The sequence below is a fragment of the Chelatococcus sambhunathii genome, from assembly GCF_001418005.1.
In the GTDB taxonomy this organism is placed as follows: Bacteria; Pseudomonadota; Alphaproteobacteria; order Rhizobiales; family Beijerinckiaceae; genus Chelatococcus_A; species Chelatococcus_A sambhunathii.
In genome coordinates, this window is record NZ_LIOL01000005.1 from 260,538 (window position 1) to 275,861 (window position 15,324).

General features: G+C 68.7%; 14 protein-coding genes and 1 tRNA gene. 5 read left to right on the forward strand and 10 right to left on the reverse strand.

Annotated features, from left to right (window positions below; genetic code table 11):
• Nucleotides 1-96 precede the first annotated feature (96 nt).
• Complete coding sequence (locus tag ASC46_RS12285) at nt 97-1,137, reverse strand: NAD(P)/FAD-dependent oxidoreductase (protein ID WP_055459584.1); 1,041 nt, start codon at nt 1,135-1,137, stop codon at nt 97-99.
• 105 nt (nt 1,138-1,242) lie between these two features.
• Here ASC46_RS12285 and ASC46_RS12290 point away from each other — a divergent pair, with 105 nt between their 5' ends.
• Entirely contained in the window at nt 1,243-2,448 is a 1,206-nt protein-coding gene (locus ASC46_RS12290; protein ID WP_055459585.1) for an alpha/beta hydrolase family protein, read from the forward strand.
• A gap of 3 nt (nt 2,449-2,451) precedes the next feature.
• Here the strand turns inward: ASC46_RS12290 and glpK are convergent, their stop codons facing one another.
• From glpK to ASC46_RS12305, 3 genes are all read right to left on the reverse strand, one after another.
• Entirely contained in the window at nt 2,452-3,951 is a 1,500-nt protein-coding gene (gene glpK, locus ASC46_RS12295; RefSeq protein ID WP_055459586.1) for a glycerol kinase GlpK, read from the reverse strand.
• 119 nt (nt 3,952-4,070) lie between these two features.
• Nucleotides 4,071-5,642, reverse strand: coding sequence for a glycerol-3-phosphate dehydrogenase (glpD, locus tag ASC46_RS12300; RefSeq protein WP_055459587.1), 1,572 nt, complete (start codon nt 5,640-5,642; stop codon nt 4,071-4,073).
• Between the two features lie 88 nt (nt 5,643-5,730).
• The gene (locus ASC46_RS12305; protein WP_055459588.1) at nt 5,731-6,639 is read right to left on the reverse strand and encodes a LysR family transcriptional regulator; all 909 of its coding nucleotides are present in this window, start codon (nt 6,637-6,639) and stop codon (nt 5,731-5,733) included.
• A 133-nt stretch (nt 6,640-6,772) separates the two neighbouring features.
• Between ASC46_RS12305 and ASC46_RS12310 the strand changes: the two genes are divergently transcribed.
• The 4 genes from ASC46_RS12310 (at nt 6,773) to ASC46_RS12325 (ending at nt 9,707) form a co-directional block, all read left to right on the forward strand.
• Nucleotides 6,773-7,807 carry an aldo/keto reductase gene (locus ASC46_RS12310; RefSeq protein ID WP_055459589.1) on the forward strand — a complete coding sequence of 345 codons (1,035 nt, stop codon included), beginning with the start codon at nt 6,773-6,775 and terminating at the stop codon, nt 7,805-7,807.
• Nucleotides 7,808-7,913: 106 nt separating this feature from the next.
• Nucleotides 7,914-8,387: a low molecular weight protein-tyrosine-phosphatase gene (locus ASC46_RS12315; RefSeq protein WP_055459590.1), complete on the forward strand. Its 474-nt coding sequence runs from the start codon at nt 7,914-7,916 to the stop codon at nt 8,385-8,387.
• A gap of 131 nt (nt 8,388-8,518) precedes the next feature.
• Nucleotides 8,519-9,031: a MarR family winged helix-turn-helix transcriptional regulator gene (locus ASC46_RS12320; RefSeq protein WP_055459591.1), complete on the forward strand. Its 513-nt coding sequence runs from the start codon at nt 8,519-8,521 to the stop codon at nt 9,029-9,031.
• Nucleotides 9,018-9,707 carry a GNAT family N-acetyltransferase gene (locus ASC46_RS12325; RefSeq protein ID WP_055459592.1) on the forward strand — a complete coding sequence of 230 codons (690 nt, stop codon included), beginning with the start codon at nt 9,018-9,020 and terminating at the stop codon, nt 9,705-9,707. Before ASC46_RS12320 ends, ASC46_RS12325 begins: the two co-directional genes overlap by 14 nt.
• Before the next feature lie 46 nt (nt 9,708-9,753).
• Here ASC46_RS12325 and ASC46_RS20870 read toward each other — a convergent pair whose 3' ends face one another.
• The 6 genes from ASC46_RS20870 to ASC46_RS12345 form a co-directional block, all read right to left on the reverse strand.
• Nucleotides 9,754-10,476 carry a hypothetical protein gene (locus ASC46_RS20870; RefSeq protein WP_072249495.1) on the reverse strand — a complete coding sequence of 241 codons (723 nt, stop codon included), beginning with the start codon at nt 10,474-10,476 and terminating at the stop codon, nt 9,754-9,756.
• 11 nt (nt 10,477-10,487) lie between these two features.
• Nucleotides 10,488-10,994, reverse strand: coding sequence for a Panacea domain-containing protein (locus ASC46_RS20875; protein WP_072249496.1), 507 nt, complete (start codon nt 10,992-10,994; stop codon nt 10,488-10,490).
• Nucleotides 10,995-11,175: 181 nt separating this feature from the next.
• Nucleotides 11,176-11,252, reverse strand: a tRNA-Arg gene (locus ASC46_RS12330).
• Between the two features lie 203 nt (nt 11,253-11,455).
• Nucleotides 11,456-12,916: a sensor histidine kinase gene (locus ASC46_RS12335; protein ID WP_082464819.1), complete on the reverse strand. Its 1,461-nt coding sequence runs from the start codon at nt 12,914-12,916 to the stop codon at nt 11,456-11,458.
• A gap of 44 nt (nt 12,917-12,960) precedes the next feature.
• Nucleotides 12,961-14,397, reverse strand: a complete 1,437-nt coding sequence (locus tag ASC46_RS12340) for a dihydrolipoyl dehydrogenase family protein (RefSeq protein WP_055459593.1) — start codon at nt 14,395-14,397, stop codon at nt 12,961-12,963.
• A gap of 31 nt (nt 14,398-14,428) precedes the next feature.
• Nucleotides 14,429-15,274 (reverse strand): TVP38/TMEM64 family protein, encoded by an 846-nt coding sequence (locus ASC46_RS12345; RefSeq protein ID WP_055459594.1) that lies wholly within the window; start codon nt 15,272-15,274, stop codon nt 14,429-14,431.
• Between the last annotated feature and the right edge of the window lie 50 nt (nt 15,275-15,324).

Below are 15,324 nucleotides of genomic sequence, written 5' to 3' on the forward strand. Positions count from 1 at the left end.
GCGCCGGATGCTCGTTGAGGGCATGTGACGACGCGGGGGCGGCCAGCGTCAAGCCGCGGGCGAGCCGGGTTGGCATGTCCGCGACGCAGGGCGGCCTCAGGCGTGGACCCCGAGCTTCTTCTGCAGGCTGGTGGAGGAGGTCGTGTACTGGAAGACCAGGCGCTTGTCCGGATAGACGTAGTGGAACACGCGCTGGGCGGCGAGCGCCCCCTCGTGGAAGCCGGAGAGGATGAGCTTCAGCTTGCCCGGATAGCTGTTGATGTCGCCGATGGCGAAGATGCCGGGCACGCTCGTCTCGAACTTCTCGGTATCGACCGGGACGAGGTTCTCGTGGAGGTTGAGGCCCCAATCGGCGATGGGGCCGAGCTTCATGGTGAGTCCGAAGAAGGGCAGCAGCACGTCGCAGGCGATGGTGAAGGTCGACCCGTCGTCGCGGCGCACCACGGCCCCCTCCAGCACCGGTGCCTTGCCCTCGAGCTTGACCACCTGGCCGAGGTGGAAGTCCATCGCTCCCGCGGCGACGAGGGCGCGCATCTTGTTGACGGTATCGGGCGCCGCGCGGAAGGCGTCGCGCCGGTGCAGCAGCGTCAGGCGCTTCGCCAGCGGTGCGAGGTTCACCGTCCAGTCGAGGGCCGAATCGCCGCCGCCGACGATGAGGATGCGCTTGTGGCGGAAGGGCTCCATCTGCCGCACGGCATAGAACACGCTGGAGCCCTCGAAGCCCTCGATGCCGGGGATCGGCGGCTTCTTGGGCTGGAACGAGCCGCCCCCGGCCGCGATGATGATGGCCTTCGTGACGAATTCGGTGCCCGCGTCGGTCCTGAGGCGGAAGAGCGGCGCCTCGGCTGTGCCGAGGCTCTCGACCGTCTCCACCATCTCCGAGAGATGGAAGGTCGGGTGGAAGGGCTCGATCTGCGCCATAAGATTGTCGACGAGCCCCTGGCCGGTGACCATGGGGAAGCCGGGAATGTCGTAGATCGGCTTCTCCGGGTAGAGTTCCGCGCACTGGCCGCCGACCTTCGGCAGGATGTCGATGACATGGGCCCGGATGTCGAGGAGGCCGAGCTCGAAGACGGCGAAGAGCACGACGGGCCCGGCGCCGACGATGACGACATCGGTTTCTATACGGTCGCTCATGGACGTAAGATGCCTCCGCTCCACGCGCGGCTTCGCGCAATCAGCCAGTTTTGCCACTAATGCCCCCTCGCGGGGGCGGGGATCAACACGTATCGGGAGAGACGCATGGTGGCCATCGAACGCACGGCGACGCGCATTACGGGATTTGCCAATCCCGAACTCGATTTCCAGCTGATGCGCATGCTGGGCGCCGCCAGCTATGGCGGCGGCGCGCCGGGGGAGATCTTCGCCGCCCGGGCCGGGCTCGACGAAACGCCGCGCGAATGGCCGCGCCGTTTCGCCGATCTCGCCGCCGGCATCGAGCGCATGGCCGATGTCGCGCTCGGCCGTGGCCACCGCGTCAGCGCGCGCGAGCATTATGGCCGGGCCTCGATGTACTACCGGTCGGCCGAATATTTCTGCGACCCTTTCGTCGGCGAGGCGCTGCAGTACGGGCTCGCCAGCCAGCGCTGCTTCGCCGCGGCGATGCCCCTCTTCGCCGACAACGTCATCGCCATCGACATCCCTTTCGGCGACGTGCTGCTGCCCGGCTATTTCTGTGCGCCGGCGGGCGGTGCCGTCGACGGGCGCACGCTCGTCGCCATCACTGGCTTCGACGGCACAAACGAGGAAATGTTCTTTTCGGCGGCCCGTGCCGGCCTGGAGCGCGGCTTCAACGTGCTGCTCGCCCAGGGGCCGGGGCAGGTCTCGGCCATGCGCCGCTACCCGGACCTCGTCTTCCGGCCGGACTACGAGGCGCCGCTCGCCGCCGTCATCGACGCGGCGCTGGCGCGGCCGGATATCAACGGCGACAGGCTCGGGCTCTATGGCGTGAGCTTCGGCGGCTATTTCGCGACGCGCGCCGCCATCCACGATCCCCGGCTCAAGGCCCTCGTCCTCAACTCGCCCATCGTCGATCTCAAGGCCTATCTCCTCGGCTTCATGCCGCCCGGTGCGGAGGAGATGGAGGACCTGCCGCTCGCCTATGTGGACGAGATCCCGGACGAGATGATGCCGGTGACGATGAAGCTCTCCTTCAAATCCGCCTGCCGCCGCTACGGAGTCGACGGCACGCATGCCTGGCTGAAGCGCCTCGCCGACTTCCGTGCTGAGGAGGGGCTCGAGCGCATTGCCTGCCCGACGCTCGCCGTCGTCGGCGAAGGGGAGGGCGAGGAGGCGCTGCGCCAGCTCGACGTCTTCGCTTCGCGGGCCGGCGGCCGCGTGACGCGCTACGTCTTCACCCGCGCCGAGGGGGCGGACATGCATTGCCAAGTCGGCAACCTGCCGCTCGGCCTCGCCGTCGTCTACGACTGGCTGGAGGAGGTACTGTAGGGCCTAACCCACCGGCATGACGAGCCGCGTCACCGCTTCGCGCCAGCCGGCGAGCTTGGCTTTGCGCAGCGGTTCGCTCATGGCGGGCGCGAAGCGCCGCTCCACCCGCCACAAGTCCGCGAACTGTGCCGGGGCGGGAAAGACGCCGGCGGCGAGGCCGGCGAGATAGGCGGCGCCGAGCGCCGTCGTCTCCTTCACCACCGGCCGATCGACAGGAGCGGCGAGCAGGTCGGCGAGGCGCTGCATAGTCCAGTCCGACGCCACCATGCCGCCGTCGACCCGGAGCACCGTCTCGGCGCCGTCCGCCTGCGGCCAGTCAGCGCGCATGGCGGCGAGGAGATCGGCGGTCTGGTAGCAGACACTCTCCAGCGCCGCGCGGGCGAGTTCGGCTGGGCCGGTGCCGCGCGTCAGGCCGAAGAGGGCGCCGCGCACGTCCGGGTTCCAGTAGGGCGCGCCGAGGCCGACGAAGGCAGGCACGAGATAGACCTGCTGCGTCGGGTCGGCATCCTCGGCGAGCTGTCCGGTCGCGGCGGCGTCGGTGATGATGCCGAGCCCGTCGCGCAGCCATTGCACCGCCGCCCCGGCGACGAAGATGGAGCCCTCGAGCGCATAGGTGCGCTGGCCGTCGAGCTGATAGGCGATGGTGGTGAGCAGCTTGGTTCTGGAAGCGACCGGGGCATCACCCGTGTTGACGAGCGCGAAGCATCCCGTGCCGTAGGTCGATTTCACCATGCCGGGCGTGAAACAGGCCTGACCGACGGTTGCCGCCTGCTGGTCGCCGGCGATGCCGCAGATGCTGATCGGCGCGCCGAAGAGCGCGGCATCGCTCTCGCCGAACCTGCCCGAGCAGTCCCGCACTTCTGGCAGCATGGAGCGGGGCACGCCGAGAAGGCGCATGAGATCCTCGTCCCACTCCCCCTTGTGGATGTCGAAGAGGAGCGTGCGTGCTGCGTTGGTCGCATCAGTCGCATGGACCTTTCCGCCGGTGAGGCGCCACAGGAGGAAGCTGTCGACAGTGCCGAAGGCGAGCTCGCCGCGCTCCGCCCGCGCGCGCGCGCCGGGTACGTTGTCGAGGATCCAGGCGATCTTGGAGCCGGAGAAATAGGGATCGAGGATGAGGCCGGTGCGCGCCGTGAACAGCGACTCGTGCCCCTCGTCCTTCAGCCGGGCGCAGAGCGGCGCCGTGCGCCGGTCCTGCCAGACGATGGCGCGGTGGATGGCCCGGCCGCTCGCCCGGTCCCAGACCACCGTCGTCTCGCGCTGGTTGGTGATGCCGATGGCGGCGACATCGCGCGCCGCGGCGCCGGCCTTGTCGAGCGCCTCGCGGCAGGTCGCGAGCGTCGTCTCCCACAGGTCCTCCGGCTCGTGCTCCACCCAGCCCGAGGCCGGGAAATGCTGCGGGAACTCGCGTTGCGCCACGGCCGCGATGGAGGTGTCGGGCCGGAAGAGGATGGCTCGCGAGGAGGTGGTGCCCTGGTCGATGGCGAGAACGTAGGTGGCCAAGGAATGTTCCCTCCGGTTCGGCTTCTTGCGGTTCGGCTTCCTGTTGTGGCCGACGCTAGCGGATGCGCATCGCCCGCACCAGAACCGCTCCGATCCTGATCGGAGCGGGCTGCAGCCGCTCAGGCCGCTTGCCTGAGCCGCGCGGCCATGAAATCGTCGAGCGCGGCCGCCTCCTCCCGGGTCAGGCGCAGACCGAGCTTGGAGCGGCGCCACAGGACGTCCTCGGCTGTCATCGCCCATTCCTCGCGCATGAGATAGTCCACCTCGCGCTCGCTGAGACCGGCGCCGAACTGGCGGCCGAGGTCTGCCATGGCGCGGGCCCCCTCGAGGATGGCGAAGGCCCGCGTGCCGTAAGCTCGAGCAAGGCGCGCCGCGATGCCACCGCCGAGATAGGGATGCTCGCCCGCGATGCGGCGGGTCAGCGCGTCGTAGCCGTCATGCGGGAAATCTCCGCCCGGCAGCGGCGCACCCGCCGTCCACCCGGCCTTGGCCCGCGCCGCCTCGGGCAGTTGCGGCGCAAGCTTGTCGAGCACGGCCTCGGCGAGCCGGCGGTAGGTGGTGATCTTGCCGCCGAAGACGGAGAGGAGGAAGGGTTCGTTTCCCTCGCCCTCGCGCTTGAGCACGTAGTCGCGCGTCGCCTCCTGAGCCTTGGAGGCGCCGTCGTCGTAGAGCGGTCGCACGCCCGAATAGGTCCACACCACGTCCTCGCGCCGCACGGGTTTGGCGAAATATTCGCTCGCGGCGGCACAGAGATAGCCGATCTCCTCCTCGCTCGCCCTGACGGCGGCGGGGTCGCCGCGATAGTCGCGATCCGTCGTACCGATGAGCGTGAAGTCGTGCTCGTAAGGGATGGCGAAGACGATGCGGCCGTCGCTGTTCTGAAAAATGTAGCAGCGGTCGTGATCGAAGAGCTTCGGCAGGACGATGTGGCTGCCCTGCACGAGGCGTACGCCCGCCGGGGCCTTCTCGCGCACGATGCCGGCCAGCACGTCGGCCACCCAGGGGCCGGCGGCATTGACCAGCATGCGGGCCTTCACCGTCATCCGGGCGCCGTCGCTGCGCCGCTCGGCGGTGACGAGCCAATGGTCGGTGCGCCGCTCGGCGCCGATGACGCGCGTGCGCGGGTGGATGGCGGCGCCGCGCTCGGCCGCGTCGCGGGCATTGAGCACGACGAGGCGCGCGTCCTCCACCCAGCAGTCGGAATATTCGAAGGCGGTGGCATAGCCGCCCTTGAGCGGCCGGCCGGCCGGATCGTGGCGCAGGTCGAGGCGGCGCGTCGCCGGCAGCAGCTTGCGGCCGCCGATATGGTCGTAGAGGAAGAGGCCGAGGCGCAGCATCCAGGCGGGGCGCAGCCCGGCATGGTGCGGCAGCACGAAGCGCAGCGGCCGGATGATGTGGGGCGCGAGCTTCCACAGCACCTCGCGCTCCATCAGCGCCTCGCGCACCAGGCGAAACTCGTAATATTCGAGATAGCGCAGGCCGCCGTGGATGAGCTTGGTGGAAGCGGAGGAGGTGGCGCTGGCAAGGTCGTTCTGCTCGAAGAGGATGGTCGAAAGCCCCCGCCCGGCCGCATCGCGTGCGATGCCGCAGCCGTTGACGCCCCCTCCGATGATGGCGAGGTCGAAGACCTTCTCTTGCACGCCTTGGCTCCGCTCGCTTGCCCCGATCGCGCGGCCACCAGCCGCGCTCATTCAACCTGCGGCAGCATAAACGAAATGCCTATCGAAAACAATTCGGCCACAACGAAAGCGAAAACGAAAGATATCGCGACGGGAACGCTCAGCCGACCCGCGCGTGGTCCGCGAGATAATCGAGGAACACGCGCACCCGGGCTGGCAGTTGTGCGCCCTGGCCGATGAAGACGGCATGGATCGTTTCGGTATCGCCGGGATTCATGTCGGCCAGCACCTCGACGAGCCGGCCGGCGGCGAGGTCCGGCCCGATGTGGAAATGCGACAGACGGGCAAGGCCCGCCCCGGCGAGCGCGAGCCGGCGCGCGCTCTCGCCGTCGCCGACGAGGACATTGCCCACGGGCGGCACGGTGACGGTCGCGCCTGAAGCGTCGCGAAAAGGCCAGCCGGCGACGAGGCGGGTGAAGTTGAAGGCGATGCGGTTGTGCCTTTCGAGCTCCTCGAGCGTCGCCGGCGCGCCGTGGCGGGCGAGATAGTCCGGCGAGGCGACGACGGCCATGCGGCTCTCGCCGAGCTTGCGGGCGATGAGGGGCGAGGCGCGCATGGGCCCGACGCGGATGGCGACGTCGGCGCGCTCGTCGATGAGGTCGATGACCATGTCGGTCGCGACGATGTCGAGGGTGATCTCGGGATAGAGCGTGAGGAAGCCGGGCACAAGCGGCATCAGCCAGTGCAGCCCGAAGGGCACGTTGCTGTTGACGCGCACCCGCCCGCGCGGCACGGCGCCCGCCGCCACCTCGCGCTCGGCTTCCGCGATCGCGGCGAGGACGGCGCGGCAGCGGCCGTAGAACGCCTCGCCCTCGGGCGTGAGCCGCAGCTGGCGCGTGGAGCGGTGCACGAGCCGCGCGCCGAGCCGACCTTCGAGCCGCGCCACGAGCTTGCTGACCGCCGAGGGCGTCATGCCGATGCGGCGCGCCGCGGCCGAGAAGCTGCCGAGCTCGACGACGCGCGCGAAGACCTCCATCTCGCCGGAGCGGTTGATGTCGAGACGACTCATGACGCCGTTCTATCCCGTTCGATGTGAACTGAAGTCACAGATCCTGTGCCTTCCACCATGCTAGTTCACGCCGCCGGCCGGTTCCATCTCTCACCGCGAGCGGCCGGATGGCCAGACGAGCAGGAGATGGACGATGGAATTCAGGCGGTTGGGAGCATCGGGGCTGAAGGTGCCGGTCCTGTCCTTCGGCGCGGGGACCTTTGCGGGCAAGGGGCCGCTCTTCGGCGCCTGGGGCAACACGGATGCCGACGAGGCGCGCCGTCTCCTCGACATCTGCCTCGAGGCCGGGCTCAACCTGTTCGACACGGCCGATGTCTATTCCGATGGCGCCTCGGAGGAGGTGCTGGGCGAGGCGATCCGCGGCCGGCGCGACAAGGTGCTGATCTCCACCAAGACGGCGCTGCCCATGGGCGAGGGGCCGAACGACGCCGGCGCCTCGCGCGCCCGCCTCGTGACGGCGACCGAGGATGCGCTGCGCCGCCTCGGCACGGACTACATCGACCTCCTGCAGCTGCACGCCTTCGACGCCGGCACGCCCGTGGAGGAAGTGCTGGCGACGCTGGACGCGCTCGTGCGCGCCGGCAAGGTGCGCTATGTCGGTGTCTCCAACTTCGCCGGCTGGCAGCTCATGAAGTCCCTTGCCCTTGCCGAGCGGCATGGCTGGCCGCGCTACGTGGCCCATCAGATCTATTATTCGCTCGTCGGCCGCGACTACGAGTGGGACCTGATGCCGCTTGCGCAGGACCAGGGCGTCGGCGCCCTCGTCTGGAGCCCGCTCGGCTGGGGCCGCCTGACCGGCAAGATCCGCCGCGGCGCGCCCGTGCCCGCTGGCAGCCGCCTCAACGAAACCGCCGATTTCGGCCCGCCGGTGCCGGAGGAGCGGCTCTACCGCGTCGTCGACGCGCTCGACGAGATCGCCGCCGAGACCGGCCGCACGGTGCCGCAGATCGCCCTCAACTGGCTCATCGCGCGCCCGACGGTGGCCTCCGTCATCATCGGCGCGCGCAACGAGGCGCAGCTGCGCGACAACCTCGGCGCCCTGGGCTGGCGCCTCACCGCCGAGCAGATGGCGAAGCTCGACGCGGCGAGCCGCGTGACGCCGCCCTATCCGCATTTCCCCTATCACCGGCAGGAGGGTTTTGCGCGGCTCAACCCGCCGATGGTGTGAGGGCGGTTCCGCCCCGCGCCGCTGTGCAGGAGCGATGCGGCCGGCGATTGTGGTAAAGGACGGGCGGCGGCCCCCCTCCCGGCCGTCGCCGCCTTGGAAAGCTTCGATGCCCGATAGACCCGCCGTGCTCTTCGTCTGCCTTGGCAACATCTGCCGCTCGCCGCTGGCGGAGGCGGCCATGCGGGCCGAGGCGTCGCGGGCGGGGCTCGACCTCCTCGTCGATTCGGCCGGCACGGAGCACTGGCACGTCGGCAAGGCGCCCGGCAGGCGGGCGCAGGCCGTGGCCGCCCGCAACGGCATCGACATCAGCGGCTATCGCGCCCGGCAGGTGGTGCGCGAGGACTTTTTGCATTTCACCCATGTCGTGGCGCTCGACCACGACAATCTCGCCCGGCTCCTCGCGTTGCGCCCGGCAGGCGCAGGCGCCGAAGTGAGCCTGCTGCTCGACCACGTTCCCGGCCGCGCCGGCGAGGCGGTGGCTGATCCCTATTACGGCGAAGCGGCCGGCTTCGACACGACCTGGGCGGATGTAACGGCGGGCGCGCGGGGGCTCGTGGCGCGGCTGTCGGGAGTTTTGTGAGGCGGGCGGAAACGGCCGTGCCGGGGGATGGACTCGTCAGCGGTCCGTTCGCGCCACGGATCGCAAGATGATGCCCGGCCGCTCGGGTCTCCACCTTGACATGCCGCTATTTATATAACATGATATATAACATGTTAAATAAAAACTCCTCCGAAGACACGCTACGCTCTCTTGGCCTGATGACGCTCGGCAGCCGGTTGAAGCGGCTCGGCGAGCGGCTCCAGGCGGAGGTGCAGCCGATCCTGAGCGAGCTGGCGCCGCCGGTGGCCGCGGGCCAGCATCCGCTCCTGGCGGCGCTGTCGAAGCACGGCGCGCTGACCGTGGGCGAGCTCGCGGCGCTGCTCGGCGTCGCGCAGCCGGGGATCACCCGGGCTGTCGGGCAGCTCGCCGGGATCGGCCTCGTCGCGGTCACCACCGCGGCGGAAGACGGCCGCCGGCGGCTCGTCTCCCTCTCGCCGGACGGGGTGGCCTTCGTGGCTGCGGCGCGGGAGGGCGTCTGGCTCCGCGTCGAGAAGGCGGTGGCCGATCTTTGCGCGGGATTCGGCGACGAGCTTCTGGCGCATATCGGCAGCATCGAGGACGGGCTCGCGCGAAAGCCGCTGACGGCGCGTGCCGTGGAGGAGCGACAGGATGACCTCGCATGAGCTCGATCGCCCGGCCTGGGCTTCGCTGACCTCGCGGCACCAGGCCTTCGCCGACGGAGATGCGAAGGCGCGGCGGTATCGCCCTTCGATCGTGCCGTTCGCGGCAAGCGCCGACGACAGCCCGGAAAGCCTCGAAGCGCTCGGGACCCTGCTGGAGCCGGGCGACACGGCAGTCCTCCTGCAGGCCGGCGAGATCCGCCTGCCCGCGAGCCTTCGCGCGATCAGGCGCGCCGAAGGCGTCCAGATGCTGGCCGACGGCGGCCACGCGCCCTTCGAGGACGACAGGATCGCGCGGCGGCTCACGCCGGCGGATGCCGAGGACATGCTGGCGCTCGCCGCGCTCACCGAGCCCGGCCCCTTCACCCTGCGCGCGCTCGACATCGGCCGCTTCTGGGGCGTGCGCGAGAACGGCCGGCTGGTCGCCATGGCCGGCGAGCGCATGGCCCAGCCGGGTCACGTCGAACTCAGCGGCGTCTGCACCCATCCCGAAGCGAGGGGCCGCGGCCTCGCCCGCCTGCTGTCGCGCTACGTGGCGGGACGGATCGCACACGGCGGCGACCGGCCCTATCTGCACGCCTTCGCCAGTAACACCGCCGCCATCCGCCTCTACGCATCGATCGGCTTCATCTTGCGCACGACGATGCAGGTCGCGGTGATTGAGCGCGTGGATGATTGACGCGGCGCGCTGTCGGTGTGTGAGGCGGCTCGCGATGCGTCTGCCGTCAATCAAAAAGTCCGGGCTGATCGGGGTCGGGCGGGTTGTCGGGGCGATAGTCCGGCGATGATCGTGGTGACGGCTCTGCCAATTTCTCAAGCGCTCTGAAGTAGCCTTCAGCGAAACACTCCAGCATTTCGATCTTGCGGCGCATATCGACGCGAGGGATATCTCTAGCGTCGATAACGTGAAGCTCTCGTGGTTGTTTTGGTCCCGGGCAGCTGAAATCTAGAATTTCAAATCGCGCGTCCTCAAGGTCAGGATCCTGCATCAGGATTTCGTCGACAAGTGTTACAAAGAGCGAAAGTCGCTCACCTGCAAGGGGGTTCTGCCGCCAAAAGCTGAACCAAGGGAAATAAAGTTGACCTCCTACACCGTAAATCATTGGTGGATCGAAGGGTATCATCAACCCGCGTCCAACCGGATAATAACGTCTATCAACACTTTGATAGAAGCGGGGGGAAACATTGGAAAAATGATCGCGAATTAGTGGAAGAACTTCAAGAAGGTTCTGTCGAACACTTTCGCGCGGTAGCTTCTGAATGCCTCGAAATACCTCGTCATAAGGAGCATTCAGCAGAAGCATGTCTCGAGTGGCTAAATAGAGCGGCTTGTAATTGAACTGAGGCGGATTGCGCGCCAGCTGAACAAGTGCTCTGGCTATAACGTTGGGATCGCCGCGCCAGTTTCGTGCAAGATGTTGGACCGAAGGTATGCGCAAATCTGCCATGCAGCACCTGCCTATTGAACGGAGAAAGGACACCTCACCTTCGAGTAAAACTCTTGTATCTTGAAATTATCAATCTTCATGCCTGGATTCACAATTCCCCCATGATTCCAAGCTGCATGCCACGGACCTCCTTTCGCGTGACTTAATGTCACTAGTTCACCTGCTGGCAGCCTAGAGTAGAATCCAACGACCTCGCTTAGCAACGACTCGGTCTGAATGTCGAAATTATACCGCACAATGCGGCGTTGGCCATCAGCCGGATCAATTCGTGTGGCGCGCCCGACAATTGGCAGGTGATCGTAGGATTTAAACTCGTGATAGAGGTAGGGGAGGACAGGGCCATATTCCCAAGCTTCGAACCCATGTCGCACTAGGGGGCGGTCAAGTTCAATAAGCGACCACACGTGGCAAAAATATACGATCTTCTGAAGAGCGAGATTAGTCACCGGTCGACTGTTCCCTTCACAGAAGTCGAGCGTGAAGTTCGCTATGGCGCGTCCATCGTAGCCGTCAATCATGACTCGTTCCCCATCTGTTCTTATCGTCAATCGAGCCAACGAGCAATCCGTTGCGGTCAGCGGATCCAAGGGAATCGTAATAGCTGGAAGGCAGCTCGCATAACGTAAACAGCGGCTCGGCTTCTCCCAAGCCCGCTGCCGATAACTAAATTCTCGAAAGCGAACATCCGCAAGCAAGAAATGGCGCGCCCGAAAGGATTCGAACCTCTGACCCCCAGATTCGTAGTCTGGTGCTCTATCCAGCTGAGCTACGGGCGCAACCAGTGCCGGCTTCACGCGAAGTGTCCGGCGACGAGGCCGTTCAATTAAAGCCTCGCGGGCGGCTTGGCAAGCCCTGCCGTGCGATAATCCTCTGCGTTGTCCACCGGTCGGCCGGCCGGCCGTTCGAAGGCGCGGCTGAGCTGGACGAAACTCGACGTGGCGGGTCCGGCACGCGGCCGCGCGGCCTGCAGGCCCCCCGCTCAGGCGCCGTTGCCGTTCGTGCGGTCCGGCAGGTGGATGCGGAAGGCGGCGCCGGGGCCCTCCTCCTCCAGCACGATGTGGCCGCCGTGCAGGGCGACGAGCTCGGCCGTGATGGCGAGGCCGAGGCCGACGCCGCCGCGCCGGCTCGTGCCCTGGAAGGCCTCGAACAGGTGCTCGCGCGCCTTTGCCGGCACGCCGGGGCCGTTGTCGGCGACGCGGATCACGGTGGAGCGGCCGTCGCGCCGGGCGGCGATGGTGAGGGTCGGCACGGAGGGGCCGGCGCCCGCCTGCGCCAGGGCCTGCACCGCGTTGCGGCCGAGGTTGATGAGGATGCGCGAGAGCTGGTCCGGGTCGGCGTCGACGGTGATGTCCTCGTCCATGTCGACGACGAAGGTGATGCCGTTGCCTGCGAGGTCGAGGAAATCGGCGAGGTCGCGCACCAGCGGCGCCAGCCTGACGACGCGCCGGCGCGGCTGCGGCTCGGCCGCGCGGCCGTAGGCGAGCGTCGCCTCGCAGAAGGCGATGGCGCGCCCCAGCGTCGCGATGAGCTTGGGCGCGACGCGCCGCACCGTCGGGTCCGACAACTGGCTCAGCCGGTCGGAGAGGAGCTGGGCCGAGGCGAGCAGGTTGCGCAGGTCGTGGTTCACCTTGCTCACGGCGAGGCCGAGGTTGGCGAGGTGCTTCTTCTGCAGGAGCTCGCGCGACAGCGTCTCCTGCATCAGGGCGAGCGCGCGCTCGACCTCGCCGATCTCGTCGCGCCGCTCCGAGGGGCGGATGACCCGCTCCGCATCCTCCGGGTTGTGCTCGAAGGCGGTGACATTGGCCGCGAGCCGGCGCACCGGGCGCACGATGATGAGGTGGAGCGCGAGATAGACGAGGAAGGCCGTGATGCCGGAGATGGCGAGCGACAGGATGAGGATGTTGCGCGAGAAGGTGAGCATTGCCACCCTGAGCGGCCGCTCGTCCATCACGATCTCGACGAAATCCGCCCCGCCCTTGCCGGCCCCGATGACGCGCACCGGTCCCTGGGCCGGAAAGACGAGCGTCTCGAAGGCATCGGCGATCAGCGTCGCCCAGTGGGTGTCGCGCAGGTCGATGACGCGGGCGACCTCGGGCGGCATCTCGGCGGTGGCGAGCAGGCGCCGCGCACCGCCGACGCGCACCGCCACGGCCCGGGCGCCGACGCCGGCGAGCAGCTTCTCCTCGAAGCCGGAGGGAACGCCGCCGGGTGGCACGGCTTCCAGCACCACACCCGCGACCTGCGCGGCGGCGAGCCGGTCGTTCAGCCAGTTGCGGCGGAAGTTGGCGACCGAGGGCACATAGATCAGCACTTCCGCCAGCATGACGAAGAGGCCGGTGAGCACGAGCAGGCGCGCCGACAGGCCGAAACGGACGGACCCGCGCGGGTCACCCGTCGGTGTGCGCTCGCTGTCGATGCTCTCGTCGGGCCTTGCGTCCATGACGCTCCGTCTTCGTCGCTCTGCCTCGTCCGCTCGCGCGCCGTTCAGTCTAAGCGCCGCAGGAAGCCGATGAGCCGCCTCACCATCGGCTTGGCGGCACTCGGCGTATAATATGACATGGCGACGCGCCGCGAGATTTCGGAGAGGGTGGGGTAGGGCACGGTGAGCCCGGCGAGGTCCCTGATCCGGAGATTGCGGGTCATGGCGAGCGTCCAGGGGGTGATGAGCTCGCCCGCACCAGGCGCGGCGATGCCGCAGCCGAGGATGCGCCCGCCGCGGCCGAGGATCACCTTGATCTCGCCCTCTGTCCGCCGCTCCGCCTGGGCCCGGTCGTTCTCGGCCACCGGCCAGCGCAGCACGGTGATGCGTCCGCCGTCCGCCCGCGCCTCCTCCTCCGTCATGCCGACCACGGCGAGTTCCGGATCGGTGAAGGTGACGCGCGGCATCGCCCGCATGTCGACGCGCGGCCTGAGGCGGAAGAGGGCGCTGCGGATCACGAGCCCCGCGTGGTAATTGGCGACATGGGTGAACTGCCGGCCGCCGCCGTCCGGCCCGGCGCAATCCCCGATGGCGTAGACGCGCCGGTTGCTGGTGCGAAGGTGCTGGTCCACGGCGATGCCGCGTTCGTCATGGGCGATGCCGGCCGCCTCGAGCTCGAGCCCATCGGTCGCGGGGCGCCGGCCGGTGGCGACGAGGAGGTGGCTCGCTTTCAGCTCCGTGCGGGTGCCCCGGTTCTCGACGACGAGGCGGATATCGCCATCCTCGCCCGCGACCTCGCTGACGGTGGCGTTCTCGCGGATGGCGACGCCGTCGCGGCGCAAGGCGGCGAGGACATGGGCGGCAAGCTCGGGATCCTCCCGGCCGAGGGCGCGTCCGGCCTCGATCACGGTGACCGGCGCGCCGAGGCGCCGGTGCGCCTGCGCCAGCTCGAGGCCGATGGTGCCGCCGCCGACGATGACGAGATGCTCGGGCCGCCGCGTCAGGTCGAAGGCCGTCTCGTTGGTGAGGAAGGGCACGCTGTCGAGGCCGGCGATGGCCGGCACGGCCGGACGCGAGCCGGTGGCGAGGACGAAGCGGCGCGGCTTCACGATGACGTTGCCCGCTTCCAGCGTGTCGCGGGCCACGAACCGGGCGCTGGCGCGCACCACGCGCACGCCGAGGGCGGTGAAACGCGCCGCCGAATCGTTCGGCGCGATGGCGCCGATGACCGAGTGCACATGCTCGCGCACGCGGGCGTAATTGACCTGCGGGTCGAGCGTGCCAAGGCCGAACGCGCCCGCCTGCCGGATGTCGTGGGCGCGCCTTGCCGCGGCGATCAGGGCCTTCGACGGCACGCAGCCGACGTTGAGGCAGTCGCCGCCCATCTCCCCGCGCTCGATGAGCACCACCGGCACGCCGAAGGCGGCGGCCGCCGCCGCGACCGACAGGCCGGCCGAGCCGGCGCCGACGATGCACAGGTCCGGACGCAAGGTTTCCGCCACGGCACACTCCCAGGTTGCTTCGGAACGAGGGTTACGGGACCGGGCCGTTGTCGTCGAGCCCCTTGTCGAGTCCTTTGTCGAGCCCTTGGAGGCGGCGCGCGAACAGCCGGCGCATCAGCGGCGGCAGGAGGGCGATGAAGCCGAGCGCGCCGAAGGCGATGAAGATGTGCTTGTTGATCAGCGTCTTCTTGTTCAGCGTCAGCGTGCACGCCTCGCGCGCCGCCGCGAGGCAGGCCTCGTAGGCCTCCTGCTGGGCCGCGACCGCGCCATCGAGCCCCGCGCCGGCGAAGGCGAAGGCGAAGGTGCCGGGTACGATGCCGACGATGGTCGTCAGCGCATAGGTGGCGAAGGGCACGCCGAAAAGGGCGGGGGCGATATTGACCAGCCAGAACGGAAAGACCGGCACGAGCCGCAGGAAGAGCATGTAGGCCACGGCGTCGCGGCGGAAGCCGGCGGCAAGCCGCTGCAAGAAGGGCCCGGCCTTTGCCGCCAGTACGTCGCCGAGCGAGGTGCGCGCCACGAGGAAGATGACGAGCGCGCCGCTCGTCGCCGCGACGAGGGCGGCGAGCCCGCCGATCAGCCAGCCGAACAGGAAGCCGCCGAAGATGGTGAGCACAAGCCCGCCGGGCAGCGAAAGGGCCACGACGAGTGCATAGCCGAGGACGTAGGCCACGAGCGCGGCGGCCAGGTTTCCGTCGACATAGTGCTTGAGCTCGACGCGCCGGGCGAGCAACTGGTCGAAGGACAGGTACCGGTGCAGGCCGAACGCGAGCGCGAGCGCTGTGCCGGCGAGGATGATCGCGAGCGGCAGGAACCGCCGCGCGGGATGCCGCGGCCGGGGGCCGCGCTTCGTGCCCCGATCCCCGTCAGCCCTCATTGCCGGTTCCTTGCCTGCCTGCTTCTCTTGTCCTTGCCGGGCCCGCGGCG

Coding starts and splice junctions, on each gene's coding strand:
- ASC46_RS12325 (WP_055459592.1), top strand. CDS start 9,018: ATGACCTCGCATGAGCTCGATCGCCCGGCCTGGGCTTCGCTGACCTCG.
- glpD (WP_055459587.1), bottom strand. CDS start 5,642: ATGAGCGCGGCTGGTGGCCGCGCGATCGGGGCAAGCGAGCGGAGCCAA.
- ASC46_RS20870 (WP_072249495.1), bottom strand. CDS start 10,476: ATGGCAGATTTGCGCATACCTTCGGTCCAACATCTTGCACGAAACTGG.
- ASC46_RS12315 (WP_055459590.1), top strand. CDS start 7,914: ATGCCCGATAGACCCGCCGTGCTCTTCGTCTGCCTTGGCAACATCTGC.
- ASC46_RS20875 (WP_072249496.1), bottom strand. CDS start 10,994: ATGATTGACGGCTACGATGGACGCGCCATAGCGAACTTCACGCTCGAC.
- ASC46_RS12285 (WP_055459584.1), bottom strand. CDS start 1,137: ATGAGCGACCGTATAGAAACCGATGTCGTCATCGTCGGCGCCGGGCCC.
- ASC46_RS12310 (WP_055459589.1), top strand. CDS start 6,773: ATGGAATTCAGGCGGTTGGGAGCATCGGGGCTGAAGGTGCCGGTCCTG.
- ASC46_RS12320 (WP_055459591.1), top strand. CDS start 8,519: ATGTTAAATAAAAACTCCTCCGAAGACACGCTACGCTCTCTTGGCCTG.
- ASC46_RS12290 (WP_055459585.1), top strand. CDS start 1,243: ATGGTGGCCATCGAACGCACGGCGACGCGCATTACGGGATTTGCCAAT.
- ASC46_RS12335 (WP_082464819.1), bottom strand. CDS start 12,916: ATGGACGCAAGGCCCGACGAGAGCATCGACAGCGAGCGCACACCGACG.
- ASC46_RS12305 (WP_055459588.1), bottom strand. CDS start 6,639: ATGAGTCGTCTCGACATCAACCGCTCCGGCGAGATGGAGGTCTTCGCG.
- ASC46_RS12345 (WP_055459594.1), bottom strand. CDS start 15,274: ATGAGGGCTGACGGGGATCGGGGCACGAAGCGCGGCCCCCGGCCGCGG.